This is a genomic window from Brevundimonas sp. AVps7, from assembly GCF_058681545.1.
Genome location: NZ_CM178742.1, coordinates 2,762,454 through 2,787,573, shown reverse-complemented (window position 1 = coordinate 2,787,573; position 25,120 = coordinate 2,762,454). Strand labels below are relative to the sequence as shown.

At 65.6% G+C, this 25,120-nt stretch carries 23 protein-coding genes and 1 pseudogene; 8 read left to right on the top strand and 16 right to left on the bottom strand.

The genetic code is table 11. From position 1 onward, the window contains the following. Position 1: 1 nt before the first annotated feature. From ACW17Y_RS13905 to ACW17Y_RS13875, 7 genes are all read right to left on the bottom strand, one after another. On the bottom strand, positions 2-1,147 hold the full coding sequence (locus ACW17Y_RS13905) for a hypothetical protein (RefSeq protein WP_492036274.1): 1,146 nt from the start codon (positions 1,145-1,147) through the stop codon (positions 2-4). A gap of 60 nt (positions 1,148-1,207) precedes the next feature. Further along, positions 1,208-1,921: a 16S rRNA (uracil(1498)-N(3))-methyltransferase gene (locus ACW17Y_RS13900; protein ID WP_492036273.1), complete on the bottom strand. Its 714-nt coding sequence runs from the start codon at positions 1,919-1,921 to the stop codon at positions 1,208-1,210. Between the two features lie 9 nt (positions 1,922-1,930). Next, a complete protein-coding gene (locus tag ACW17Y_RS13895; protein WP_492036272.1) occupies positions 1,931-2,323 on the bottom strand; it encodes a hypothetical protein in 393 nt (130 codons plus the stop codon). An 86-nt stretch (positions 2,324-2,409) separates the two neighbouring features. Beyond that, on the bottom strand, positions 2,410-2,694 hold the full coding sequence (locus tag ACW17Y_RS13890; RefSeq protein WP_492036271.1) for a GIY-YIG nuclease family protein: 285 nt from the start codon (positions 2,692-2,694) through the stop codon (positions 2,410-2,412). A gap of 78 nt (positions 2,695-2,772) precedes the next feature. Next, positions 2,773-3,936: an acyl-CoA dehydrogenase family protein gene (locus ACW17Y_RS13885; RefSeq protein ID WP_492038307.1), complete on the bottom strand. Its 1,164-nt coding sequence runs from the start codon at positions 3,934-3,936 to the stop codon at positions 2,773-2,775. A 5-nt stretch (positions 3,937-3,941) separates the two neighbouring features. Then, positions 3,942-5,723: an acyl-CoA dehydrogenase C-terminal domain-containing protein gene (locus ACW17Y_RS13880; RefSeq protein ID WP_492036270.1), complete on the bottom strand. Its 1,782-nt coding sequence runs from the start codon at positions 5,721-5,723 to the stop codon at positions 3,942-3,944. A 4-nt stretch (positions 5,724-5,727) separates the two neighbouring features. After that, positions 5,728-6,210 (bottom strand): MerR family transcriptional regulator, encoded by a 483-nt coding sequence (locus ACW17Y_RS13875; protein ID WP_492036269.1) that lies wholly within the window; start codon positions 6,208-6,210, stop codon positions 5,728-5,730. A 56-nt stretch (positions 6,211-6,266) separates the two neighbouring features. On the opposite strand from ACW17Y_RS13875, the gene ACW17Y_RS13870 reads away from it, so the two are divergent. Next, positions 6,267-6,458, top strand: a complete 192-nt coding sequence (locus tag ACW17Y_RS13870; RefSeq protein ID WP_492036268.1) for a DUF2256 domain-containing protein — start codon at positions 6,267-6,269, stop codon at positions 6,456-6,458. Here ACW17Y_RS13870 and ACW17Y_RS13865 read toward each other — a convergent pair. From ACW17Y_RS13865 to ACW17Y_RS13850, 4 genes are all read right to left on the bottom strand, one after another. Then, entirely contained in the window at positions 6,427-6,855 is a 429-nt protein-coding gene (locus tag ACW17Y_RS13865) for a DoxX family protein (protein WP_492036267.1), read from the bottom strand. The two genes, ACW17Y_RS13870 and ACW17Y_RS13865, sit on opposite strands and share 32 nt — an antisense overlap. Before the next feature lie 355 nt (positions 6,856-7,210). Continuing rightward, the gene (locus ACW17Y_RS13860; protein WP_492036266.1) at positions 7,211-7,447 is read right to left on the bottom strand and encodes a helix-turn-helix domain-containing protein; all 237 of its coding nucleotides are present in this window, start codon (positions 7,445-7,447) and stop codon (positions 7,211-7,213) included. A 10-nt stretch (positions 7,448-7,457) separates the two neighbouring features. Next, positions 7,458-7,979: a DUF2975 domain-containing protein gene (locus ACW17Y_RS13855; protein ID WP_492036265.1), complete on the bottom strand. Its 522-nt coding sequence runs from the start codon at positions 7,977-7,979 to the stop codon at positions 7,458-7,460. 107 nt (positions 7,980-8,086) lie between these two features. After that, positions 8,087-9,490 (bottom strand): protein adenylyltransferase SelO, encoded by a 1,404-nt coding sequence (locus ACW17Y_RS13850; protein ID WP_492036264.1) that lies wholly within the window; start codon positions 9,488-9,490, stop codon positions 8,087-8,089. Positions 9,491-9,707: 217 nt separating this feature from the next. Here ACW17Y_RS13850 and nhaA point away from each other — a divergent pair, with 217 nt between their 5' ends. Beyond that, positions 9,708-10,919 (top strand): Na+/H+ antiporter NhaA, encoded by a 1,212-nt coding sequence (gene nhaA, locus ACW17Y_RS13845; RefSeq protein ID WP_492036263.1) that lies wholly within the window; start codon positions 9,708-9,710, stop codon positions 10,917-10,919. A gap of 234 nt (positions 10,920-11,153) precedes the next feature. Beyond that, the gene (locus ACW17Y_RS13840) at positions 11,154-13,769 is read left to right on the top strand and encodes a TonB-dependent receptor (RefSeq protein WP_492036262.1); all 2,616 of its coding nucleotides are present in this window, start codon (positions 11,154-11,156) and stop codon (positions 13,767-13,769) included. Positions 13,770-14,147: 378 nt separating this feature from the next. On the opposite strand, the gene ACW17Y_RS13835 is transcribed toward ACW17Y_RS13840, so the two are convergent. After that, complete coding sequence (locus tag ACW17Y_RS13835; RefSeq protein WP_492036261.1) at positions 14,148-17,234, bottom strand: efflux RND transporter permease subunit; 3,087 nt, start codon at positions 17,232-17,234, stop codon at positions 14,148-14,150. Positions 17,235-17,243: 9 nt separating this feature from the next. Next, on the bottom strand, positions 17,244-18,410 hold the full coding sequence (locus ACW17Y_RS13830) for an efflux RND transporter periplasmic adaptor subunit (protein WP_492036260.1): 1,167 nt from the start codon (positions 18,408-18,410) through the stop codon (positions 17,244-17,246). A 223-nt stretch (positions 18,411-18,633) separates the two neighbouring features. On the opposite strand from ACW17Y_RS13830, the gene lepA reads away from it, so the two are divergent. Continuing rightward, entirely contained in the window at positions 18,634-20,442 is a 1,809-nt protein-coding gene (lepA, locus tag ACW17Y_RS13825) for a translation elongation factor 4 (RefSeq protein ID WP_492036259.1), read from the top strand. Between the two features lie 126 nt (positions 20,443-20,568). Here lepA and ACW17Y_RS13820 read toward each other — a convergent pair whose 3' ends face one another. Further along, positions 20,569-20,865 (bottom strand): nucleotidyltransferase family protein, encoded by a 297-nt coding sequence (locus ACW17Y_RS13820; protein ID WP_303694241.1) that lies wholly within the window; start codon positions 20,863-20,865, stop codon positions 20,569-20,571. Between the two features lie 94 nt (positions 20,866-20,959). Between ACW17Y_RS13820 and ACW17Y_RS13815 the strand changes: the two genes are divergently transcribed. Next, positions 20,960-21,205 (top strand): DUF433 domain-containing protein, encoded by a 246-nt coding sequence (locus tag ACW17Y_RS13815; protein WP_492036258.1) that lies wholly within the window; start codon positions 20,960-20,962, stop codon positions 21,203-21,205. Continuing rightward, positions 21,204-21,302: pseudogene (locus ACW17Y_RS13810) on the top strand (hypothetical protein); the annotation flags it as partial. The gene ACW17Y_RS13815 and the pseudogene ACW17Y_RS13810, both read left to right, overlap by 2 nt. A 3-nt stretch (positions 21,303-21,305) precedes the next feature. Here ACW17Y_RS13810 and ACW17Y_RS13805 read toward each other — a convergent pair. Further along, a complete protein-coding gene (locus ACW17Y_RS13805) occupies positions 21,306-22,268 on the bottom strand; it encodes a putative phage abortive infection protein (RefSeq protein ID WP_492036257.1) in 963 nt (320 codons plus the stop codon). Positions 22,269-22,491: 223 nt separating this feature from the next. Beyond that, complete coding sequence (locus ACW17Y_RS13800) at positions 22,492-23,322, bottom strand: protein NO VEIN domain-containing protein (RefSeq protein WP_492036256.1); 831 nt, start codon at positions 23,320-23,322, stop codon at positions 22,492-22,494. A gap of 306 nt (positions 23,323-23,628) precedes the next feature. On the opposite strand from ACW17Y_RS13800, the gene ACW17Y_RS13795 reads away from it, so the two are divergent. After that, positions 23,629-24,231: a hypothetical protein gene (locus ACW17Y_RS13795; protein ID WP_492036255.1), complete on the top strand. Its 603-nt coding sequence runs from the start codon at positions 23,629-23,631 to the stop codon at positions 24,229-24,231. Between the two features lie 170 nt (positions 24,232-24,401). After that, positions 24,402-25,115, top strand: coding sequence for a hypothetical protein (locus tag ACW17Y_RS13790; RefSeq protein WP_492036254.1), 714 nt, complete (start codon positions 24,402-24,404; stop codon positions 25,113-25,115). Positions 25,116-25,120 lie beyond the last annotated feature (5 nt).

Sequence of the window (25,120 nt, the reverse complement as noted above, 5' to 3'; positions counted from 1 at the left end):
CTCACCACGGCACGACCTGGCCGGACGGCATGTCCGCAGGCGCCATCACCGTCCAGCCTTCTTCCAGCGGCGCGGTCGATGCGCGGTCGCGGGACCAGCCCCATTCGTAGACGACGCCGTCCGGCTCGAACGTCTGGCGGCCTTGCAGGACCATGATGCGGGTGCAATCGGCGCTGTTCTGAACCGAAACGAACCGCAGCTCCTGCGCCGCCAGATTGTTGAAGGGCGTCAGGTACAGGGTGGTCGGCAGGGCGCTGAACCAGTTGGCGTTGGCGGCGGCGGCGTCCGTGAGCCGCTCCAGCCCGGCCGTCGGGTCGGCCGTGTGTTCGGTGAAGAAGGCGTCGAGGACGGGGAAGGCCCTTGTGGGCTCGGGCCAGCCGTTGCTGTTTCGAAAGACGGCGGCGTGCAACAGCCGCGACAGGCTCAGTTCGTAGACGTTGAGGTCAGCCGCCCTGACGCGGCCGGGCGAGGGCATGGCGCTGCCCTCCAGCCCCTCGACCCGGCGGAAGTCCTGCCCCGGATCGGCGACATAGAGAGCGAGGCCGAACTCGGCAGCGGCGGTCCGCGCCACGGCCTCGACGCGGCGGCCCATGACCGTCGCCGTCGCCCATCCGTCGGATGGGGTGATCGCGGGACATTCCAGCCGGTTGCCGAAGACGGCGTAGCGCAGGACGGCGCGCGGATCGCGACCGGCCTTCGGCCCGGCGCGCGTGGGCAGGGCCAGCCAGATCTGGCCGTTCCGTGCGACCATCAGACTGGGTTTGCGCTCGGCGGCCGCGATCTCGAGGTCGATGACGCTGAACGGGTTCTCGTAAGGGTGGGTGTGGCCGCTGATGGGCCGGGAGAAGTTGCAGTCGGTGCAGACGCCGCTGGCGCGATAGCGGGTCCCGGCTATGGAGCGCCGGAGCGTGAGGATCCCGTCGTCCAAGGCGAAATAGAGGGTCTTCTCCTGCCCGCCGGGCAGGGGTTCGGCGCGTAGGGCGGCGGCGAGGTCTGGCGCGATCGAGATGGAGGTCGGGGCCGTCTGCGGGCTGGCGGGATATCTCTGGGCCTGGGCGTCGGCAGCGATCGAGGACAGGGTCGGGGTCTGGGCGTCAGCGGGCGACGCCGACAGGGCGATCAAGGCGAACAGGACGGCGATGCGCATGCAAATGTCTCCAGCCGGGCGAGACACTAGGGTCAGCGAAGCGTCGCTGGCAAACCGGGTTCAGCGCTCCCAATCGCCGACGGCGGCCTGCCACAGGGTCATGGCGGCGATGGCGGCGGTGTCGGCGCGCAGGATGCGCGGGCCAAGCGACACGGCCGTGGTGAAGGGCAGGGCGCGAAGGCGGTCGCGCTCCTCGGACGAAAAGCCGCCTTCGGGGCCGATCAGTATGGCCCAGGGGCCGGACCCGGTAATCGCCGAGGCGACGGGAGCGCCGCCGGTCTCGTCGCAGAACATCAGGCGGCGTGAAGCGTCCCAGCCGTCGAGGATCGCGCCCAGCTTTTGGGGATCGTCGATGGTCGGGACGTCGAGGCGGCCGGTCTGTTCCGCGGCCTCTATGGCGATGGCGTCAAGGCGGTCGAGGCGGACGTGTTCGACATTGGTGCGCTGGGTGACGGTCAGGCGGACCCGGCGGGCGCCCAGTTCGGCGGCCTTCTCGACGATGGTCTCGACGCGCGATTTCTTGACCACGGCGACGATCAGGTCGAGGTCGGGGCCGAGGGTCTGGGGCCGGACCTGCTCCTCAGCCCGAAGGACGACGCCCTTCTTGAGCACCTCGGCGATGGTCGCGCGCCATTCACCGTCGCGGCCGTTGAAGATCAGCAGATCGTCGCCGAGCTTCAGTCGCATGACCTGGGTCAGGTAGCGCGACTGGTCGAGCGTTGGCGCTATCGCGGCGCCGGCGGAGAGTTCGGGCGTGACGTGGAGGCGGATCATCCCGCGATCCTAGCCGCCCGTCGGCGTGTCCGGAAGTTTGACGCCGAAGGTGCGGGCGACAACGGGGAAGATTGCGTCCGCGTCTTCCTCCGTCGTTCCGAACGGAGCGCGCAGGTCGATCCAGTACTCGCGGAACTCGACGCCGTCCGATGAGGCCAGGACCGTCAGGGCGGCCTTGATCCGGCCTTGCGTCTCGCGAGTCAGTTCGGCGAACGGACCGGTGATCTCGGCCTTGAGCGCGAGGGCGACATCGGCTGGGTCCTGCGGGTCAACCAGGTCGAGGCGGTTCAGCCTTGCCAGATTGCCCGCCTGGCCGATCCAGGCGTCGAACAGACTGTCGAGCAGTTCCGAGCGGGCCCGGGCCTCGCGTTCGGCCAGTCGTTGAGGGGCGGTCTTTCGCATCCAGATGGTCTTACAGGGAAGGGGCGGTCAGATGAACGCTCAAGTTTTCCGCTCATCCCCGCGAAAGCGGGGACCCAGTGAGCGCCTCAGGACAGATCCTCAAACAGATCGCGCCAGCCGGGATTCATCGCCTCGATCAGCTCGAGTTTCCAGACCCGGTCCCACTTCTTGATCCGACGCTCGCGGAGGAAGGCGGCATGGCGGCTCGCATGGAGCTCGTACCACACCAGTATGGTGCAGCCGTACTTGGCGGTGAACCCGGCGAAGGTCTTTTCCCGGTGCTGGGTGGTCCGCAGGATCAGGCCGTCCGTCGAGCCCGTGTAGAGCGTCCCGTTCCTCTGGCTGGCTACGATGTAGGTATAGAACGCCACAGCCTGCCTCGGGAAAGGACTGGGTCCCCGCTTTCGCGGGGATGAGCGGAGTTCTATTTTAGCGCGTAACCTAGAGAATTACAAACTCCGCGCGATCAAGACCTTCATGATCTCGTTGGTGCCGCCGTAGATGCGCTGGACGCGGGCGTCCTTGTAGAGCTGGGCGATCGGGTACTCGTTCATGTAGCCGTAGCCGCCGTGCAGCTGGAGCATCTCGTCCAGCACCTCGCCCTGGATGTCGGTGACCCAGTATTTGGCCATGGAGGCGGTGACGGCGTCGAGCTGGCCCTTGAGGTGCAGGCCGATGCAGTGGTCGACGAAGACCTTGGCGACGGTCAACTTGGTCTTGACCTCGGCCAGTTTGAACTGGGTGTTCTGGAACTCAAGGATCGACTTGCCGAAGGCCTTGCGGCCCTTGACGTATTCCAGCGTCTCCTTGAGTCCGCGCTCGGCGGCGGCGATGCCCTGGACGGCGATGTTCAGCCGCTCCTGGGGCAGTTGCTGCATGAGCTGGATGAAGCCCATGCCCTCGCCGCCGCCGATGATGTTGTCGCCCGGGACCTGGACGTCGTTGAAGAAGAGTTCGGAGGTGTCGTTGCCCTCCATGCCGATCTTGTGGAGATTGCGACCGCGCTCGAAGCCTTCGGCGCCGTCGGTCTCGACCACGATCAGCGACGTGCCTTTCGATCCCTGTGTCGGGTCGGTCTTGGCGACGACGATGATGAAGTTCGCCAACTGGCCGTTGGTGATGAAGGTCTTCGACCCGTTCACGACATAGCCGTTGCCGGACTTGATGGCGGTGGTCTTGATGCCCTGCAGGTCCGAACCGGCGCCCGGCTCGGTCATGGCGATGGCGCCGACCAGTTCGCCGGTGGCCAGACGCGGCAGCCAGCGCTGCTTCTGCTCCTCGGTGCCGTAGTGCCAGATGTAGGGCATGACGATCGCATTGTGCAGCGAGATGCCGAAATGGTCGGAGCCCTTCCACCCGAGCTGACGCATCAGCACGACCTCGTGGCGATAGTCGCCGCCCATGCCGCCATCTTGCTCGGGCATCGACAGGCCCAGCAGGCCCGCCTCGCCGGCGTCGTTCCACAGTTGGCGCGGGACGGAGGAGTTGGCGATCCACGATTGGACAGCCTCGGGCGGCGCATGTTCGTCGATCCATTTGCCGACGCTGTCGGAGAAGAGGGTGATCTCCTCGTCCTGCATGAAGTCGGGTTCGGGGACGTTGAGGACGTTCAGGCTCATCAGAACGCCTCGGCCGGCATCTGCATCAGGACCTCGGCGCCGGTCTTCAGCTTGACCAGGTGCGGGGCGGCGTCGGGCAGGATGCGTTCGACGAAGTAGCGGCCGGTCTGCATCTTGGTGACGTAGAAGGGGTCGGTCGAACCGGCGTCGATCTGGGCCTGGGCCGCCTTGGCCATCTGGGCCCAGAGGTAGGCCAGGGCGGTCAGGCCGAACAGGTGCAGATAGTCGGTCGAGGCGCCGGCGGCGTTGTCCGGGTTGGCCATGCCGTTCTGCATCAGCCACATGGTGCCTTCCTGCAGCTTCTTCTTGGCGTCGGCCAGGCCGTCGACGAAGGGCTTGATCGGACCCTCGCCGCCGTTGTCGGCCACGAAGGCATCGATGTCAGCGAACCAGCTCATGATCGCGCGGCCGCCCTGCGACGGCAGTTTGCGGCCGACGAGGTCCAGCGCCTGGATGCCGTTGGTGCCCTCGTAGATCATGGTGATCCGCGCATCGCGCAGATACTGGCTGGCCTGGAAATGCTCGGTGTAGCCGGAGCCGCCGTGCACCTGCATGCCCAGCGAGGCGACGTGGAAACCTTTGTCGGTCAGATAGGCTTTCAGCACGGGGGTCAGCAGACCCATGTAGTCCTTGGCCTTCTGGGCCGTGGCCTCGTCGGCGGATTTCTCCAGGTCGGCCTGGAGCGCGGTCCACAGAATGAAGGCCTGGCCACCTTCCACGAAGGCCTTGGCCTCCAGCAGCATGCGGCGGACGTCCGGATGGACCATGATCGAGTCAGCCGGGCCGTCGGGGTTCTTGGGTCCCGTCAGGCTGCGGCCCTGGAGACGGTCGTGGGCGAACTCCACGGCGGCCTGATAGGCGGCGGCGCCGATGGCCAGACCCTGAAGGCCGGTGCCGAGGCGGGCCTCGTTCATGACCACGAACATGTTGTTCATGCCCCGGCCCTCTTCGCCGATCAGCCAGCCCGTGGCGTCGTCGTAGGACATGACGCAGGTGGCGTTGCCGTGGATGCCCATCTTGTGCTCGAGGCCGGCGCACTGGACGCCGTTGCGCTCGCCGATCGACCCGTCGTCGCCGACCATGAACTTGGGCACGAGGAACAGCGACAGGCCCTTGATGCCGGCCGGAGCGCCTTCGACGCGGGCCAGGACGGTGTGGATGATGTTGTCGGCGAAGTCGTGCTCGCCGGCCGAAATCCAGATCTTCTGGCCGGTGATCCTGTAGGTCCCGTCGCCCTGGGGCACGGCCTTGGTCCGCACCATGCCCAGGTCGGTGCCGCACTGGGGCTCCGTCAGGTTCATGGTCCCGCCCCACTCGCCGGTGGCCATCTTCGGCAGGTATTTGGCTTTCAGCTCGTCCGAGGCGTTGGCGTGGATGCCGGCGTAGGCGCCAGCCGTCAGGCCCGGATACATGGAGAAGGCGGCCGAGGCGCCGGCGGTGAACTGGCCGAACGCCATGCCGACGACAGCGGGCATGCCCTGACCGCCGTAAGCGGGATCAGCCGACAGGGCGGGCCAACCGGCCGCGACCATGGCCTGATAGGCTTCCTTCCAGCCCTTCGGGCCGGTGACGACGCCATTGTCCCAGTGGCAGCCTTCCTTGTCGCCCGAGTGGTTGATCGGGGCGATCACTTCCTCGGCGAACTTCGCGCCTTCTTCCAGGATCTGGCCGACCAGGTCCGAGGAGATGTCCTCGAAGCCCGGCTGGTTCGTATAGCGGTCGATCTCCAGAACTTCGTTCAGGATGAAGGTCAGGTCGCGGACAGGCGCCTTGTAGGCCATGGGGTCAGGCTCTCAGCTTGAACGGATGATGGGCGTGTTGGTCGAGGTGCTGGCGCAGCACCGAGGCATATTCCTCGGCGCCGGGCAGAAGGTCGGGGCGCTGTTCGGACAGGCGGGATTCCATCGCCGCGCAGGCTTCCTCGGCCATCTCGATTGCGGCGTCGAGGTCTTCGCGCTGCTGCTTCAGGGTCTCGATCTGGGCGCGGTGGCGCGCCAGGGCGATGGCCATCTGATGGGTGTTGCCGTCGTTGCGATCATACAGATCCAGCATCTCCTGGATCTCGGTCAGGGTGAAACCGATGCGGCGGCCCCGCAGGATCAGTTTCAGCCGGGCGCGGTCGCGGGCGTCGTAAACCCGGGTCTGACCCTTGCGGGCCGGCGTCAGGAGACCCTTGTCCTCATAGAAACGCAGGGCGCGCGCAGTCGCGCCGAACTCCCGGCAGAGCTGGCGGATCGAATAGGTGCGATGATCGTCGGCGGTCGCCATGTCGACTGACATAGCTCAAACTTGACGCGCACGTAAAGGGAAGCTTTTCAGGACCAATGACCCGCAAACACGTCAACAAGGGCGCAGCGCCCGACAAGCGCGATTTGCCGCAGAAGACCTGCGTCTCCTGCGGCAAGCCGTTCGTGTGGCGGGCGAAGTGGGCCCGCGACTGGGGTCAGGTGAAGTTCTGTTCCGAGCGTTGTCGGCGGGCGGGGATCAGCGCCGGCCCAGCAGGACCGGGATCGTGATGGCCAGCAGGGCGAGGTTGGTCAGGGCCAGGCCGATGGCGAAGCTGAAGGCGTGCACCGAGAGCATGACGACTTCCAGCGCGGTCAGGCCGGCGGCCGAGATCAGCAGGGGCCAGCGGCCGAGCTTCCAGGACAGCAGCGGAGCCAGCATGCCGAGCGCCAGGACGACCTCGACGATGCCGACGCCGCGCACGAGGTTCTCCGAGACCAGGGCCGGCCAGTTCATCAGTGCGACCAGGTTGTCGAGCGGCTCGGTCAGCTTGGCGTAGCCCGCGGCGAAGAAGAACATCGCCGCCCAGCCCTGGAGCGTCCAGAGCGCAAGGTTGCGATACCCGGCGACCGCGCGAGCGCGGGCGGCGGAGACGGGGGCGGCGGCCGGGGTGAAGGTCGTGGACATCGGTTCGTTCGTTTCGTCGGGGAGGACGGGTGAATTGGTAACAGTGACTAGATCAGATCGAACTTCGGGTTCCGCAAGAGGTCGCAAACCACACCGTAACCGAAGGTGATGAAGAAGCTGTGCCGCAGCTACGGGGCAGTAGCGTGGCCGTATTCATACAAGTCGGTAATCCCCGGAGGACCACCGCCTTGGTGAGAGATATGGCAGAGCTCGCCTGCGATGTCATCAATCGTGGACATCAATTGATGACATCAAGTGATGACTTATTGTTTCGCGTGGCCGAAATGCCGCTATGACGGGATTCCGACGTCTTTGAATCAGATCGCCCCGGCGCGAGGGCCGGGGCGATTTTTCTTCAGTCTTCCTCGCCTTCGCCGGGCGGCTGAGGCCCCGGCGTATTGGCCAGCAACTGGCCGGGCTGGCAGTTCAGTTCGCGACACAGGGCGTCAAGGGTGGAGAAGCGGATGGCGCGCGCCTTGCCCGTCTTCAGGATGGAGAGGTTGGCGATGGTCACTCCGACCCGATCGCTGAGTTCCGTCAGCGACATGCGGCGTTCGACGAGCATCTGATCCAGTTGCACAATGATGGCCATTGGGCGCGCCTCAGACCGTCATCTGCTGGTCGTCGCGCATGGCCGAGCCCTGACGGAAGATCTCGGCGAGCATGAAGACGATCAGGATGCCCAGCCAGGCGCCGAGATCGACCGAATAGTCGAGGTCGTCGATGATTCCCTTCGGCACGGTCCAGGCGAGGATGAAGGCGCTGATCTGCACGCCGATCAGACCGACGCCGACGCCCTGCAGCCGCCCGACGTTGGCGCGCTCGAAGGCGTCGCCGTGATTCACGGCGAGGAACATCCGGCGCAGGCGGTTGAGGATCCACCAGGTGCTGAGCGTGGCGATGAACGCGGCGAGGAAGGTGGCGCGCTCATTGAGCATGAGCGTGCGCCAACCCGGTTCGTTGTCCGCGAGGCCGTCGATGAACCCGGCTCCGAAGTCGGGCGCGACCAGCGACGCCAGCAGCATCGCGCCCGTCGCGACGACGGCGAAGGTCACGAACACGTTCACGAACCCCAGCACCCAGCGCAGGGCGCTGGCGACAGAGCGACGACCGATGAGCTTCACTTGACTACCTCCCCGCCGCGATCTGCGGCCATGTCGATAGTCGATATGGGTTCATTGATTATCGATCAAGAGCATTCTCGATAAACGATATGAAACTTTCGTAAGGTTCAGGCGCGAGCGGCGCGGGTCGCTTCAAGCCGGGCCAGTTTGTCGTGCAGGGGCGACCAGTCGTCGGCGCCATCGATGGCGGCCCAGAGCGTTTCGACCTCCTCGATCAGCATTTCTTCCGGATCAGGGCGGGCGAAGACGGACTGCTCCAGCCGTTCGGGCCGGTCGGGCTCGTGCTCGAACAGGGCGAAGCGGAAGGCGTCGAAGGCTTCGCCCTGCCATTCGTTCGCGCGGGGACCGGCGAGGGCTCGGGCCGAGGACGAGAAGCCGGCGAACCAGTCATGGAACAGGGGCTCCCAGCGGATCGCTTCTCCCTTCTCACGCAGCAGCGCCAGGGTCGTGTCGAGCAGCCGCTGGTCGGCGGCTTCGCCGAGGCTCTTCACGCCCAGACGGTCGAGGAAGGCGGCGCGCAGTTCGCGGATATAGGCGGGGCCGAAGCCGTTGAGCGCCTCGGTCAGGGGCTCCGCCTCGGCGACCAGTTTGAGACAGCCTGCCAGCTGGGTCAGGTTCCAGAACACCGCCTCCGGCTGGCGTGCGAAAGCGTAGAGGCCGGTGGAGTCGAAATAGGCGGCGGTGAAGCCGGGCTCGTAGGAGGGCAGCCAGCGCCAAGGGCCATAGTCGAAGCTCTCGCCCGTGACGTTCAGATTGTCGGTGTTGAGGACGCCGTGAACGAAGCCGGCGGCGATCCAGCGGGCGGTCAGCCGGGCCGAGGCCATCACGATGGCGGCGAGCAGGCCGGGCGCGTCTCCGGGCGCGACGGCCGGGTGATAGAGGGCGCGGACATGCTCGACCAGGGTCTCGATCTGGTCGGCGCGGCCGAAGAAGGCGGCGCGCTGGAAGGTTCCGAAACGGACATGGCTGTGCTGCAGCCGGACGAGGACGGCCGAGCGGGTCGGGGAGGGTTCGTCGCCGCGCTCGAGTTGTTCCCCGGTCTCGATCAACGACAGGGCGCGACTGGTGGGGACGCCCTGCGCTTCCAGCATGGCGGCGGCCAGGACCTCGCGGACGCCACCCTTGAGCGTGAGGCGGCCGTCGCCTGAACGGGACCAGGGCGTCGTGCCTGAGCCCTTCGTGCCGAGATCAAGCAACCGACCGTCGTCCGCCCTGATCTGCGCCGCCAGGAAGCCGCGTCCATCGCCGAGGTCGGGGTTGTAGGTTCGGAACTGGTGCCCGTGATAGCGCATGGCGATCGGTCCGGGCTGGCCGGGGAGGGGCTGGAAGCGTCCGAAGTGGGCGATCCATTCGGCGTCGGTCAGGCTGTCGAGTCCCACGGTCGCGGCCGCGCGGTCGTTGCGGACGCGCAGGATCGTCTCGGGAAAGTCGGCGGAACGGACGGCGTCGCCATACGCCTCCCCCAGATCGGAGAAGCGGGGTTCGGGGCGATAGGCGGGACCGACGGGCATGAAGGCCAGATGCAGCCTGCAAAGCCGAGGCGCAACCGGGCGCGGACCGGAAACGGTTGCCGCCAGCGCCGTCACGGCTATTCTACACCGCAGAGATCAGGCCCTTGCGGCCAGGCTGGCGTCGCCCACCCCTGCGAAGGCGGGAGCGACGAACCCGGTCCGGCGTCCGTCGATAACCGGACGCCACGGAACAGACCCTTCCAGACCGGAGGCCGCCGTGGCGCGCAAATTGACTCTCGATTTCCTCAAGACCGAGGCCGCCTCGGGCGCCGCGCTCGGGCTGGCCGCCGTCGCCGCCCTGATCGTCGCCAACTCCCCCCTGTCGGAGGCCTATTTCTACTGGCTGAAGAGCGAGCACCTGTTTCAGGCCGGGCCGCTGCAGCTGGAACTGTCCGTCTCGGAGTGGATCAAGGAAGGCCTGATGGCCATCTTCTTCCTCGTGGTCGGGCTGGAGATCAAATACGAGATTCGCCAGGGCGAGTTGAGCGATCCCAGGAAGCTGGTGACCCCGGTCGTTGCCGCCCTGGGCGGGATGCTGGCGCCCGCCGGCGTCTATCTGCTGTTTTCCGGCTCCCTGGGAGGCCCGCATCAGGGCTGGCCCATTCCGCTGGCCACGGATATCGCCTTTGCACTCGCTGTCTTCGCCCTGGTGGGCAAGGGGCTGCCGTCATCGCTTCGGGTCTTCCTGCTCACGTTGGCCATCGTAGATGACCTCGGCGCGATCGCCCTGATCGCCGTTCTGTTCAGCACCGGCGTGGACTGGATGCTGGTTGGCGTGGCCGGAGCACTGCTGCTGGCGGGTTCAGTGATGTCCTTGCGCCGGATTCCCGCTCCGTTCTGGGTCCTCGGCTTCGCCCTCGTCTGGTGGCTGAGCGTAAAGGCCGGGCTCAGCACATCGCTTGCGGCCGTCGCCTTCGCCGCCATCGTGCCGGTGTCCCCGCGCGCCGACGATCAGCAGAGTCCGCTGAAGGAAGCGATGCACGACCTGCATCCCTATGTGGCCTACCTGGTCCTTCCGCTGTTCGCCTTCGCCAAGGCCGGGGTGTCATTCGCGGGGCTGTCGCTCGACCAGATGCTGGCGCCGCTCGTCCTCGGCATCGCCGCAGGCCTGTTTGTCGGCAAGCAGATCGGCGTCATGGGCGCCGCCTGGCTGGTTACCGCGCTGAAACTGGGCGCTCGCCCGAGTGGGGCCAGCTGGCTGCAAGTCTATGGCGTCTCTCTTCTTTGCGGAGTCGGTTTCACCATGAGCCTGTTCATCGGCGCACTGGCGTTTCCAGGCGCGGTGGACTCCCCTCAGCAGGTGGAGGTCAAGCTGGGCGTGATCCTGGGCTCGGTGCTTTCGGCCGTATTGGGCGGCATCGTTCTCTCCATCGCATCCGGCCGTTCGCGAGATTCCAAGGCTTCTTCCGGGCCGATTACTGAATCTTGAGGCGCGAATATTGACCTAAGGTCATCGCATTCTGTCGCTTTCGCGTCACACAGGGCGCTGTCGCAAGGCTGAAACATGGCGTGAGCACAGGCTCTGGCTTGTCCCAAAGTGCGGCTTGCCCTACGCAAAACCTACAAGAATCCGACGCTCCGCAAGAAGGGCGCGGGTTGGGAATCAGGAAACGCCGCGATGCTCTCCAAGAGGAGGCGTCGGGCCATGAGCCGGGAGCCGTCCATGCGTCTTACTCAAATTCTTCGTTGCACTGCGTCCGTCGCCGTCGTCGGCGCCGTCGCCTTCGGCTTTGCCGGGACCGCTTCGGCCCAAGATGGCCAGGCCTCCTCGGTCGACGACATCATCGTCACGGCCCAGAAGCGCGAGCAGAGCCTCCAGGACGTGCCGATCGTGGTCACCTCCCTGTCGGCCGAGGCGCTGGAAGACGCCGGCGTCAAGGACATCAAGGATCTGCAGATCCTGACCCCCGGCCTGACCGTCACATCGACGACCTCGGAAGCCTCGACCACCGCCCGTATCCGCGGCGTCGGCACCGTCGGCGACAACCCCGGTCTGGAAAGCTCGGTCGGCGTCGTGATCGACGGCGTTTATCGCTCGCGCAACGGCGTCGGCTTCGGCGACATCGGCGAACTGAGCCGCATCGAAGTTCTGAAGGGTCCCCAAGGCACGCTGTTCGGCAAGAACACCTCGGCCGGCGTCATCAACATCATTACTGAGGCTCCGTCGTTCACGCCGGGCTACAATGCCGAGTTTACGGCCGGCAACTACGGCGATCTGGGCGTCTCCGGATCGATCACCGGCCCGATCAGCGACCAGGTCGCCATGCGCCTGTACGCCGCCCGTCGCGTGCGCGACGGCTTCTACAATGTCGACACCGGCGATGGCCCGCGCGTCGAGACCGACGACGCGAACCGGGACTTCTACACGGTGCGCGGCCAGCTGCTTTTCCTGCCGAACGACTCGGCCTCGATCCGCATCATCGCCGACTACACCAGCCGCGATGAATACTGCTGCACCGGCGTCCAGGTCCGCACCGGCCCGACCTATCCGTTCATCGACGGCGCCTCGGTCGGCACCGGTCAGCGTCCGCCTGCCGCCGGCTTCGGCTTCCTGCCCTTCTCGCGCAACGCCTTCACCAACCGTGCGACCAGTCAGGAGATCGAAGACAAGGGCCTTTCGGCCGAAGCCAACATCGATATCGATGCCTGGAACGCCACCTTCACCTCGATCACCTCGTGGCGCGACTGGGGCGTTCAGAACGGTCAGGACGCCGACTTCACCGGCGCTGACATCGCCTACCGTCTGAACGACGGCCAGTTCGGCGCCCAGGTCGACAACCTGACCCAGGAATTCCGCCTGGCTGGCGCCACGGACAACCTCGACTGGCTGGTCGGCTTCTTCGCCACCCGCGAGAACGTCGACCGTCAGGACAGCTTCTTCCTGGGCGCCGACTACGCTCCGGTCCTGTCGCTTCAACTGACGGCGCCGTTCGCCGCCCTGGGCATTCCGACCAGCGGCACGTCGATCGGCTGCTTCACCCGCGCCGGCCAGACGGTTCTGCAGATGCAGCAGTGCCTTGGCACGTCGGGCGCCCTGTTCGGCAACGGCCCGACGCCGGGCGCCGGTCAGGCTCTGGCCGACAGGTACGAGCAGACCTCTGACTCGGTCGCCATCTTCACCAACAACAGCTGGCAGGTCACCGACCAGTTCGATGTGACCCTGGGCCTGCGCTACACCTACGACAAGAAGTCGCTGGACGGCGTGCAGACCAACGTCGGCACGTCTTCGGCCACCTGCGCCGGCGCCCTGGGCAACTTCACGACCCTGGCGACCCTGGCCGGCAACGGTAATGCGGCCGCTGGTCAGGCCGCGGCCGGCGGCATCACCGCCCGCCTGTGCCTGCCCTGGACCAACCCGTTCTTCGCCAACCGCGCCGTCAGCGAGAGCGTCAATGACGGCACCCTCAGCGGCACGATCAAGGCGGCCTACCGCCTGAACGAATCCGTGATGGTCTATGGCTCGTTCGCGCGCGGCTACAAGAGCTTCGGCTATAATCAGGACCGCGTGCAGGGAACGGTTCCGCCGACCCCGCAAGCCTCGCTGTTCTTCCCGTCGGAAGACGTCGACAGCTACGAACTGGGCATCAAGTCCACCCTGTTCGATCGGTCCATGCTGCTGAACGTCACCTACTTCGACCAGCGGTTCGAGAACTTCCAGCTCAACACCTTCCTCGGCACCGCCTTCGTGGTGGAGTCGATCCCCGAGCTGACCTCGCGCGGCGTCGATGCCGACTTCATGTGGTTCACCCCGGTCGAGGGTCTGACCCTCACGGGCGGCGTGACCTACACCCAGGCCGAGTACGGCAGCTTCGTCGCCGCCAACCTGGCCAACCCGGCCAACTTCCCGGGTCTGTCGCTGCTGCCGGGCGCCACCCCGTCGTTCGCGCCGGAATGGTCCTACGTCGGCGCCATCAACTTCAACCGGTCGCTCGGCAATGGCCTGGCCATGGGCTTCAGCCTGCAAGGCAAGTACATGACCGAGTACAACACCGGCTCCGACCTGCTGCCCTTCAAGATGCAGGAAGGCTTCGGCACCGTGAACGGCCGTATCTCCATCGGTTCGGAAGACGAGCGCTGGACGCTGGAGGCCTGGGCCCAGAACCTGACTGACGAAGAGTATGTCCAGGTCGCCTACAACGGCTTCCTGCAAGGCAGCGGCTTCCAGACCACGGTGCAGCCGAACGGAACCTTCTACAGCCCGGCCGGCGACACGCAGACGATCGACGCCTTCCTCGGCGCCCCGCGCACCTTCGGCGCGACGCTCCGCCTCAAGTACTGATCCCGGCGACATCCGGAACGACCAGGCCGGCCGGGGGCAACCCCGGCCGGCTTTTTCTTGGGTGGATTCCGTCGGCCGTGGGTGATGACCCCTGACGGGAGCTGGACGCCGTTCGTGCGGTCTGCTCGTCCCGGGGCCCGGTCGACCCAAAGACAGGATCGGCTATCGGACGCCCTTGGCTTTGCGCCGCGCAGGCCGGGGAGCGCCTTCAGTTCCGGCTCTCGCAAGCGGCCAGCGGGAGCCCACGCCTTCCGGCGTCCGTCGCCTGGAAGCCCTTACAGGCCGCCCACGGATCGCGGTCGCGCCGCTGCGGAGTGTTGCAGGGGCTGCCGCAGCGTGTCCGGCTCCCGGCCGATCGCGCTGCGGTCGCGCCGCCGACTATTCGGCGGGTGCGGTCTCGCCACCATGGGTCTGGTGCTGGCCCGCGAACATCCCGCCCATCCGGCGCCGGATCCAGCCCGAAATGTCGTCCACGATGGTGAAGATCGGCGGGATGAACAGCAGGGACAGGAAGGTCGAGGAGATCAGCCCGCCCACGACCGCGATGGCCATCGGCTGACGGAACTCGACGTCCGCGCCCCAGCCGACGGCGACCGGGATCATGCCGGCGCCCATGGCGAAGGTGGTCATCAGGATCGGGCGCGCGCGCTTGTGCGCCGCGTCCATGATCGCGTCGATCCGCTTCATGCCCTCCTGCTCGGCGATGACGATATAGTCGACCAGCAGGATGGAGTTCTTGGCCGCGATCCCCATCAGCATCAGCACCCCGATCAGGGACGAGATGGAGAAGCTGGACCCGCCGATCATCAGCGCCACGAAGGCACCGCCGATGGCGAGCGGCAGGGAGGCCATGATGGTGACCGGATAGGCGAAGCTGCGGAACAGCAGAACCAGAACGGCGTACATCAGAAGGATGCCGGTCATGAAGGCGATGGCGAACCCGTTGATCATCTCGGTGATGAACTCCTGGTCGCCTGCGGGAACCTGGCGGACGCCTTCGGGCAGGTTCTGAACCGAAGGCAGTTTCTGCACCAGCACGCCGGCCTCGCCCGAACGAATGCCGTCCAGTTCCGCCGTAATCGAGGCGATCCGCGAACGGTCCTGACGAAGCACCTGCGAAGGACCGGCGCCGAACTGGATGTCGGCGACGGCGCTCAGCGGCACCGCCCCGCCGGTGGCCGTCGGAACCCGGAGGTTCTCGATCACCGACAGGTCCTCGCGGGCGTCGCGGGTCAGGCGCAGACGGATCGGCACCTGACGGTCGCCGAGATTGTATTTCGGCAGGTTCTGATCGACGTCGCCGATGGTGGCGACGCGCACGGCCTGAGAGATGGCGCTGGTCGAGACGCCCATCAGGGCGGCCTGATCGGGACGCGGGGTGACCAGGATCTCGGGCCGGGCGATCGAGGCCGTGTTGACCACATTGGCCAGACCCGGAACGGTCCGCATCTCGGCCTCGACCTGGCGCGCTGCGGCCTGCAGGGCCTCGCCGCTGTCGCTCAGGATGGAGAAGGTGTAGCTGGTGCCGTCCGATGGTCCGCCGCCCTGATTGGCGATGCCGGCGCCGATACGGGCGCCCGGAATGTTCTTCCAGCTGTCGACCATGGCGCGAGCGAACTCCTGCTGGCTCAGGTCGCGGTCACCCTTGGGCAGCAGGTCGGCATAGAGGTTGGCCTGGTTGACCTCCTGGCCGCCGACGGAGGCGTAGACCGAGATCACTTCCGGCCGCGCGCGCAGGTCGCGGGTCAGGCGCTGAACGATGGCGTCGGTCTGGGCCAGGGTCGCGCCCGGCGGCAGTTCGACGGAGAATCCGGCCCGGGCGACGTCGCCCGAGGGCTGGAACTCGAAAGGCACCCGGGGCGCGATCAACAGGGCTGTGGCGAGGAAAAGGGCCGTGCCGATGCCGAAGACCTTCCAGCGGTTCTTCAGGCTCCAGCTCAGCGACTTGAGGTAACCGGCCATCCAGAAGGGATCGCGGTCCTCATGCTTCTGGTGCTTGAGCAGATAGGCGGCCATCAGGGGCGTGAGCGTTCGCGCCACGACGAGGGAGAAGGCCACCGAGACGCAGGCGGCCAGGGCGAAGGCCTTGAAGAACTGGCCGATGATGCCCGGCATGAAGCCGACCGGCGCGAAGACTGCGATAATGGTCGCGGTGGTCGCCACGACCGCCAGGCCGATCTCGTCGGCGGCTTCCATCGAGGCGTTGTAGGGCGACTTCCCGTCCCGCATGTGCCGGACGATGTTCTCGATCTCCACGATGGCGTCGTCGACGAGGATGCCGATGGTCAGGGACAGGGCCAGCAGGCTGACCACGTTCAGCGACTGCCCCATCGGTCCCAGCACGGCGAAGGCGGGGATCAGCGACAACGGCATGGCCATGGCGGTGATGAAGGTCGCCCGCCAGTCGCGCAGGAAGATGAAGACCACGATCACGGCCAGAACGGCGCCCAGCAGCAGGGCTTCCAGCGAGGCGATGTAGCTTTCCTCGATCTGTTCGACGCTGGCGGTGACCTGCTGGATCTCAAGCTCGGGATGGTCCTCGTCGATCTTTGCAACGGCCTCGCGCACCTTTTCGGCGATGCGGACTTCCGAGGCGGTGCGAGAGCGCAGGAAGTTGAAGGTGATGGCTTCCTGGCCGTTGTAGCGGGCGAGGCGACGCGGCTCCGACCAGTGGTCCTCCACCGTGCCGAGATCACCCAGCCGCACAGTGCGACCGCCGCCCAGCGGCACCAGGGTCTCGCGCAGGCCATCGATCGAGGTCGCGGCCCCCAGGGTGCGGATTGACCGTTCGGAGCCGGAAATGGTGACCCGTCCGCCCGGCTGGTCGGAGTTCACGCCGGTCAGGGACTGGCTGACAGCCGCCGCCGTCAGGCCATAGGAGGCCAGACGATCGGGATCCAGCGCGACGGCGATCTCGCGATCCACGCCGCCCGAGCGGTTCACCTCGCCGACGCCCTTGATGGCCAGCAGGGTGCGGCTGATGTCGTTGTCGACGAACCAGCTGATCTCTTCCGGCGTCATGGTCGACGAACGGACGACCCAGGTGATCAGGGCGTCGCCGGTGATGTCGATGCGCTGGACGCCCGGCTCCTGCATGTCCTGCGGCAGGTCAGCACGCAGGCCGCTCATCGCGTTGCGGACGTCGTTAGTGGCGCGCTCGGTATCGGTGCCCAGCTCGAACTCGATGGTCGTCGAGGAGACGCCGTCCATGACCTGGGAGTTGATGTGGCGCACGCCCGACAGGCCGGAGAGGGAGTCCTCGATCAGCCGGGTGACCTGAACCTCCATCTCGCTGGGCGCCGCGCCTGGCCGCACGGCCGTGACCGCCACCAGCGGGAAGTCGATGTCCGGATTGTTGTTGATCCGCATGTTGTTGAAGCTGAGCAGACCGGCGATGGTCAGCAGCGTGAACAGCAGGATGATCGGGATCGGGTTCTTGATCGACCAGGAGGAGATGTTCTTCATGGTCAGGCTCTAGCGCGCGGCCGGAGCAGCGGCAGGTGAGGTCGCGGGAGCCGCGGCGGCGGGAGCGCGCGCGGCGACGACGTTGACCCGATCCCCGTCGCCGAGGAAGCCGGCGCCGTCGACCACGACCTGGGCGCCGGCGTTCAGCCCGGTGACCGAAGTGCGCTCCGCGGCCCGGGACAGCACCGTCACCTGCTGGAAGCGGACGTGGTTGTTGGTCATCAGGACGTACACGCCCGCCCGGTTCTCGCGGTACAGGACAGCGGCCGTAGGCACCGTGATCGTGGGCTGGGCGCCGACGTCGATCTCGGCCCTGGCGAACATGCCGGGGCGGAAGCCGCCGCTACCCGACAGGGCGATGCGAGCCGTGCCGAGCCGGTTTGCGGCGTCGACCTCGGGCGTCACGATACGGACGCGGCCGGTCGTCTGGCCAATCTGATCGGAGGAAATGGTCGCGGTCTGACCCGCACGAATGAGGGCCAGTTCGGTCTCCGGAATCTGGGCGTCCAGCTCGAGGCGACCGTCACGGACCATGCGGAACATTTCGGTCCCGGCCTGGACGATCTGGCCGCGGGTCACACTGCGGCTGATGATCAGCCCGGCGACCGGCGCCCGCAGGGTGGCCTGCGACAGCCGGGTCTGGGTCTCGGACAGGGAGGCGCGCGCCGACGCGAGGTTGGCGGTCGAGGCGCGCTGATTGGCCAGGGCCGTATCCAGCGACGCCTGGCTCAGGAAGCCGCGCTCCTTCAGCTCCTGCGAGCGGGCGAGAGCGGCGTCATCGCGGGACAGGTTGGCCTCGGCGGTCTGGACGCCCGCCTGTTGCTGGCGCAGCTGGGCGCGCAGCAGGGCGTCGTTCAACTGGACCAGCGGCTGGCCCTGACGGACGTAGGTTCCCTCGTCGACATAGACGGCCGTGGCGACCAGGCCGCCGGTTTCTGCGCCGACCGGCACCTCTTCCCAGGCCGAGACGCTGCCCGAGGCCGTGATGATGCGGGGTAGGCTGGTCAGGGCGGCGGGCGCGACGGTGACGGTCGGTCCGGAGGCGGCGGGCGCATCGGACGTCTCACCCTTCTTCTCCTCGCCTCCGCCCCCGCAGGCGGCGATGGTCAGGCCCAGCCCGAGGACGAGCGCGAGGGCGGAGGCGCGGAGAAGGCGGGTCGAGGACGTGGGGGCCACGGAGCGATCCTGTATGTCTGGGCGGCGAAGCGGCGCCGGCAGGGGAGGTCAACCGGCGATGACATATCCGCCGAGCGGGGCCTCATACCGCGTTCAGGCCTCACCCTCAAACGGCAAGCGCGGCCATTACTACGAAGTAATCCGCGCCGAACGCCGGTGCGACAGGGATGTGAGGCCTGCTGCGTTGGCGCTGACGCGCCACCCATGCTAACCGCGCCGCACCATGACGACGCCCCCCATCGAACGCATCCGAAACTTCTCAGTGGTCGCCCACATCGACCATGGCAAATCGACCCTGTCGGATCGCCTGATCCAGGTGACCGGAGGTCTGACTGCGCGCGAGATGTCGGCGCAGGTTCTCGATAATATGGACATCGAGAAAGAGCGGGGGATCACGATCAAGGCGCAGACGGTGCGTCTGAACTACAAGGCCCGGGACGGGCTGGAGTATGTCCTGAACCTGATGGACACGCCGGGGCATGTGGACTTCGCCTATGAGGTCTCGCGTAGCCTGGCCGCATGCGAGGGATCGCTGCTGGTCGTCGACGCCAGTCAGGGAGTCGAGGCCCAGACCCTGGCCAATGTCTATCAGGCCATCGACAACAACCACGAAATCGTCCCGGTCCTGAACAAGATCGACCTGCCGGCGGCGGAGCCGGAGCGGGTTCGCCAGCAGATCGAGGACGTCATCGGGATTGATGCGAGCGATGCGGTGCTGTGCTCGGCCAAGTCCGGCATCGGCATCGAGGACGTGCTGGAAGCCATCGTCACCCGCCTGCCGGCGCCCAAGGGCGACCCGGACGCGCCGCTGAAGGCCCTGCTGGTCGACGCCTGGTACGACCCCTATCTGGGCGTCGTCGTGCTGGTCCGCGTCTTCGACGGCACCCTGAAGGCCGGGATGCGCGTCAAGATGATGCAGAACGGCTCGACCCACCTGATCGACCGGGTCGGCGTCTTCCTGCCCAAGAACACCCCGGTCGAGAGCCTCGGCCCCGGCGAGGTCGGCTTCATCACCGCCCAGATCAAGGAAGTCGCCCACGCGGCCGTCGGCGACACCATCACCGACGAACGCAAGCCCACGGCCGAGCCGCTGAAGGGGTTCAAGGAGGTCCAGTCGGTGGTCTTCTGCGGCCTGTTCCCGGTCGACGCCGCCGACTTCGAGGACCTGCGCGCCGCCATCGGCCGGCTGCGGCTGAACGACGCTTCCTTCACCTTCGAGATGGAATCCAGCGCCGCCCTCGGCTTCGGCTTCCGCTGCGGCTTCCTGGGTCTGCTGCATCTGGAGATCATCCAGGAGCGCCTCTCCCGCGAGTTCAACCTCGACCTGATCGCGACGGCGCCCTCGGTGGTCTACAAGATCGGCCTGCGCGACGGGCGCGAGATCGACCTGCACAACCCCGCCGACCTGCCCGACGTGATGCAGATCGAGACGATCTCGGAGCCGTGGATCAAGGCCACCATCCTGACCCCCGACGAATACCTCGGCAGCGTCATCAAGCTGTGTCAGGACCGGCGCGGCTCACAGGTCGAACTGTCCTACGTCGGGTCGCGGGCTCTGGTGGTCTATGAGCTGCCGCTGAACGAGGTCGTGTTCGACTTCTACGACCGGCTGAAGTCGATCTCGAAGGGCTATGCCTCGTTCGACTACGAGATCACGGACTACAAGGTCGGCGATCTGGTCAAGATGAGCATCCTGGTCAATGCCGAGCCCGTCGACGCCCTGTCGATGCTGGTCCACCGCGCCCGCGCCGAGACGCGCGGCCGGGGCATGGTCGAGAAGATGAAGGAGCTGATCCCGCCCCACATGTTCGTCATCCCGATCCAGGCCGCCATCGGCGGCAAGATCATCGCGCGGGAAACCGTGCGGGCGCTGCGCAAGGACGTGACGTCGAAATGCTACGGCGGCGACGCGACCCGCAAGAAGAAGCTGCTGGAGAAGCAGAAGGCCGGCAAGAAGCGCATGCGCCAGTTCGGCAAGGTCGAGATCCCGCAGGAGGCGTTCATCGCCGCGCTGAAGATGGACGAGGATTGAGGGCTTCTTGGTGCGCTAGCGCTCGGCGCGCGGCGCCTCGCTGCTTGAGCGCGGTTTGGTGCGGTAGTGCTTCATGGCGCGAGCGCGGCCTCAGCGGCGGCGATCAGGGCCGGTAGTCGGTCCGCCTCAGAAGGCATGGACCGCGTCACGCTCGGCGCTGGGCCGGACGTGGGGCCTCAGCGCCTTGCGTTCCGAGACGTCGACCTTGATGGGGAACAGATCGCTGATGAAATGCGTGATGCCCACATAGTCCCAAAGACCGACCTCGGCCGCCGGGTCGAGCTCGACCATGATGTCGATGTCGCTGTCGGGGCCGGCCTCGCCGCGGGAGAGGGATCCGAACAGCGCCGCGTGGGCCACGCCCTTCAGACGCAGCGCCGCCTCATTGGCGCGCAGGACGGCGATGACAGCGTCGCGGGTCATGGCCGGAGAATAGTGCGGAAAGGTCCGGGTGGCGAGTGCGCGGCCATCGGCAGCAAGATCATCGCGAGGTCGCCCGGTTCGGTCTCAAGGCGAGATGTGCCAGGATATGGGCATGAGCGACCTGCTGTCCCGCATCAGCATCCGTCCCGAAACCTGTGGCGGGCGCCCCTGCATCCGGGGCCTGCGGACGCCTGTCAGCGACGTGTTAGGCATGCTGGCGGCGGGCGGAACCCCGGCCTCCATTCTGGAATACCACCCCGATCTGCAGGCCGAGGACATCTCGGCCTGTCTGGCCTATGCGGCGCGCAAGGTCGATCACGCAGTCATCCTCGCCGCGTGAGGATCAGAAGGCCGGCACGACGCGGGTGCGCCAGTTCGGCAAGGTCGAGATTCCGCAGGAGGCCTTGATCGCTGCGCTGAAGATGGTCGGGGACTGAGCGCTACATGCCTGCGCGCCGACGAAGGACTGCGGCATCTGTCTTGGGAGCATTCCTTAGATCGCCCAAGAAGTAGGTGCGCTTCTTCGAGCCGGCGTAGCCGTCTGGGCCGAAAGCTGTGGGATCAATCCAAATTGACCCGGCGTGTTTCGGGTTGAGAAGACGGTCAGAGAGGTTATCAAATAGCTCAAAATGCTCGGCTAATTCTTTCATTCGCGCGCCGTGTCGACCAATTACGCAGTTATAATACAGAACTAGGAGCTCCTGATTTGATAGTTGAGCTCTGTATAGCTGGAGATAAGGTCTATCTTTATCACTATCTTTGATGAAGCGAAGCGTATTGTAAACTATACGGAAATAGTGAGCCAGTTCAGGTTGGTGTTCTTTGTATAGTTCTTGGTAAGATAGGGCTATCAGTGCGGCATCTGGCTTTGTGGTTCCAAAGCGTTCTCTTTTTTGACGGTATAATCGTCTGAGTTTGCTGTAAAAAATCCTGAAGCAGTCTCGCCCTTGTCCTGTTGATTTCGAAATCGGGTCTGTGGCCCTCATCTCCGAGACAACTTCTCCATGCAGTGACATAAGCTGAAAAAAGGATGCTTCAAATCGCTGCGCCTTTTGGGTATCGTGCTGATCGGTAAGCGCTTTGGCAGATTTCTTAAATTGTGCGTTGCTGGCCCCAAGTTCCTTCTGCTGAAGGACTATTGTTAGAAGTAGCGCGATGAAGGCGAGAAAAGTTAGAACCGGATTCAACACCCCGCCCATGAAGTCTCCGAACTCGCCCATGGTGGCTCTGGTCGGCGGAGATATTTGATCCGGTCCAAATAGAGCGAACAAGTCCGGAATTGCGCTAGCCATAAGCGCCCCGAGGATCACGGTGGCGGCAATGGCTAGCAGCAAGTCTAGCGTTCTGGCCGTCTTCTGCGCCGTCTGTTCGGATATACGTTCGAAGATGGAAGGCAGCTTCATGATTCGCGTCCGAGTTGCTGCGGCAGCGTCGCAGATTTCGCTCGGCCTGCAACGGCCCGCGTGGTGATCGACTGTCTTTCAATCCCCGCCGGCTGTGAATGTATGCCTTACATTCGCGCAAGTGGCGTTCATCGTCGCGCTGAATATGGACGAGGACCAAGTAGGGCTAGTTGCGATTGAGCCGATCAGCCTCTCTGGCGAACGCACTCCGGGCAACCAGCGATTAAAATGACGCCCGCCAAGTGTCCGCGGTCAGCCGGACAACTCCTTCAAGTGGCGGCTTGATGCAGAATAGGCCAGGTGCCTTGTCCAGATCATGCAGTCTGTAGAGCCGCCAAATATCAGGCTCCTCTTCGCAAACCGCTCGCTCTGTCCGGGTTAGAAAGAATGGGGTGGTCTTGGAGCCATTGGTCGTTTTGACCTCGATTTTCCGCCGCTCCCCATCGGGGCTGAAGCTAAGGATGTCGTAGCCGACGCCATCACCCTTTTCCTGTGAGGTCCACTCGACCTTTTCCGCGAACTTGGAGCCGGCCTCCGTGAGGAGCCTTTTTTCGCGGTGATAGACGAGCTTCTCGCCAAGATAGCCAAGGCGGCGGTTCTGATAGTCTCGCTCAGCGTGATTGTACTTGCGGGCAATGCGCTCCATCGCTGCTTTCGGCGGAGCGGGCGGCGGCCCCAATGGCGGCGGAGAGTCCTCTGCTAACGGCGCGTCTATGTCGATGAGTTTTGCTGCAACAGTGTCATCAAGCCATTCGGGATGGCGATCTAGGTAGCGCTGAACCGCATCGGCGAGCGGGATTTGGAAATGATCGTTAGGCGCGAAGCCTTCCATCCATTCCATGTCGAGTCCCTCGAGCACCCCCGAGATGTTCATCCGCTTCCGCTCGATGGATCCCTTGGTTCTTCCTGTGAGGGTCTGGAGTTCCCGGTTTCGTTCGAGGCGGTTGATCTTTTCGCCTGCCGAAAGCCTGCCAAACATATCGAAGTAGTCGGCGACGATCAGGTCGTTCTGCCAGTCGGTCCAATCGATGCGAGGTTCCGGCGCAGTCGTCATTCAGGCTCTCCGTGCCAGCAACGGCCGAGGCTAGCCTGTAAGCGGCTCACAACGGAAGGTTCTTGCTAAACATCCAGATGGTCGCTGCGACCTGGCCGATGAAACAGAGAACCAACGCAGCGATCAAGAGACCTTCCACCAAATCCCGCTTCATCTCAGTTCATCGATCCACAGAAGGATTATGCAACCTATCCTGGCATTTTCTTAGGCGCTATGGGGCAACTTGCGCTTCGCTGCGGATTCGCCGCAGCGCGCTAGGGACGTGACGGCGTGGCATTTGACGGAATCGGAGGGCGGGGCTCGGGCATGCGGGTCCTCGTCGCTTGTGAATACAGCGGCACGGTCCGCAACGCGTTTCTGGCGCTGGGCCACGACGCTTGGTCGTGTGACCTCCTGCCGAGCGAGGACGGGTCGAACCGCCACATAATCGGCGATGCGCGGGACCTATTGAACGACGGCTGGGACCTGCTGATGGTCGCACACCCGCCTTGCACGCGGCTGTGCAATTCGGGCGTGCGTTGGCTGACCGCGCCGCCGCGCGGCAAGACCATTGAGGACATGTGGGCGGAGTTGGATGAAGGGGCGGCGTTGTTCTCCGACTTCTGGAACGCCCCTATTGATCGCGTAGCGATCGAGAATCCGGTGATGCACAAGCATGCCAAGGCTCGGATCGTGAACTTTGAAGAGTTCGCGCAAAGCATTCAGCCTTGGCAGTTCGGTCACGGTGAAACGAAGCGGACCTGTCTCTGGCTCAGAAACCTTCCGCCGCTGACACCGACAGACATCGTTGAAGGTCGTGCGCCTCGGGTTCACCACATGCCCCCGTCGCCGGATCGGTGGAAGGAGCGGTCGCGGTTCTTCCCCGGTATCGCGAAGGCGATGGCGGAGCAGTGGGGGTCAGTCGGCTGAGGGCGAGGCTGCGGCAGTCCCCCTCCACCGCTTCGCGGTCCCCCTCCCCCAAGGGGGGAGGATCCTCATACCCATCAACACATCCCCCGATTTCGCCTTACCGATCAAAGGCCGGGATTATTTAGGGGCTTTATCCGCGCATACCCTCGCCGCGCCCGCACACTGTCGGCATGACCAGAGCCCGTGCAGAAGCCCCCGCAACCCATTTCCGTCTGAAGCCCGAGACCTGGGAGATCATCGCCGAGGAGTACAAGAACGGGGCGATGGCCAGGGATCTGGGGGCCAAGTGGAAGGTCTCGCCGACGACCATCTATCGCTATGCCTGCCGGGACGGCTGGACCAAGAAGTCGATGGGCGACGCGCGGGCGCGGGCCCATGCGCGGATGGTCGAGGAGGAGGAGGCGGCGCACCGGTCGCTGAACCCCGTGGGGTCGCGGGCGCTGAAGGCCCTGTTCGTTCCGGCGCCCGTCGACGATCCCGATTCCTCGGATCCGGCGGCGCTGGCGAAGGCGGCGATCCTGGCCTCGGGCCGGGCGATGAAGGGGCGGCTGTGGTCCGAGGCCAGGGCTCTGGCCGGGCTGGCGGAAAGCTATGGCCGGCTGGCGGACCGGGCGACGGCGGTGGGGATGACCGCCTATAACGTGCCGCTGAGGGTGGTGGCCGAGGTGCTGGACGATGCGGGCGGGACGGTGTCCGACCGGCTGAGGATCGGTCCCAACGATGTCTATGATCCCGATCTGCCGGTGAAGACCCTGTGGCGCGACCGGCGGCTGAAAGTCGAGGAGAGGGTCATCGCAGGACAGGCGGCGGGCCTGTCCGAAGACGAGGCCTGGACCCGGGCGCTGGCGCAGGAGCCGCCGCCCGGACGGCGGAAGCGAAGCTGACGCGC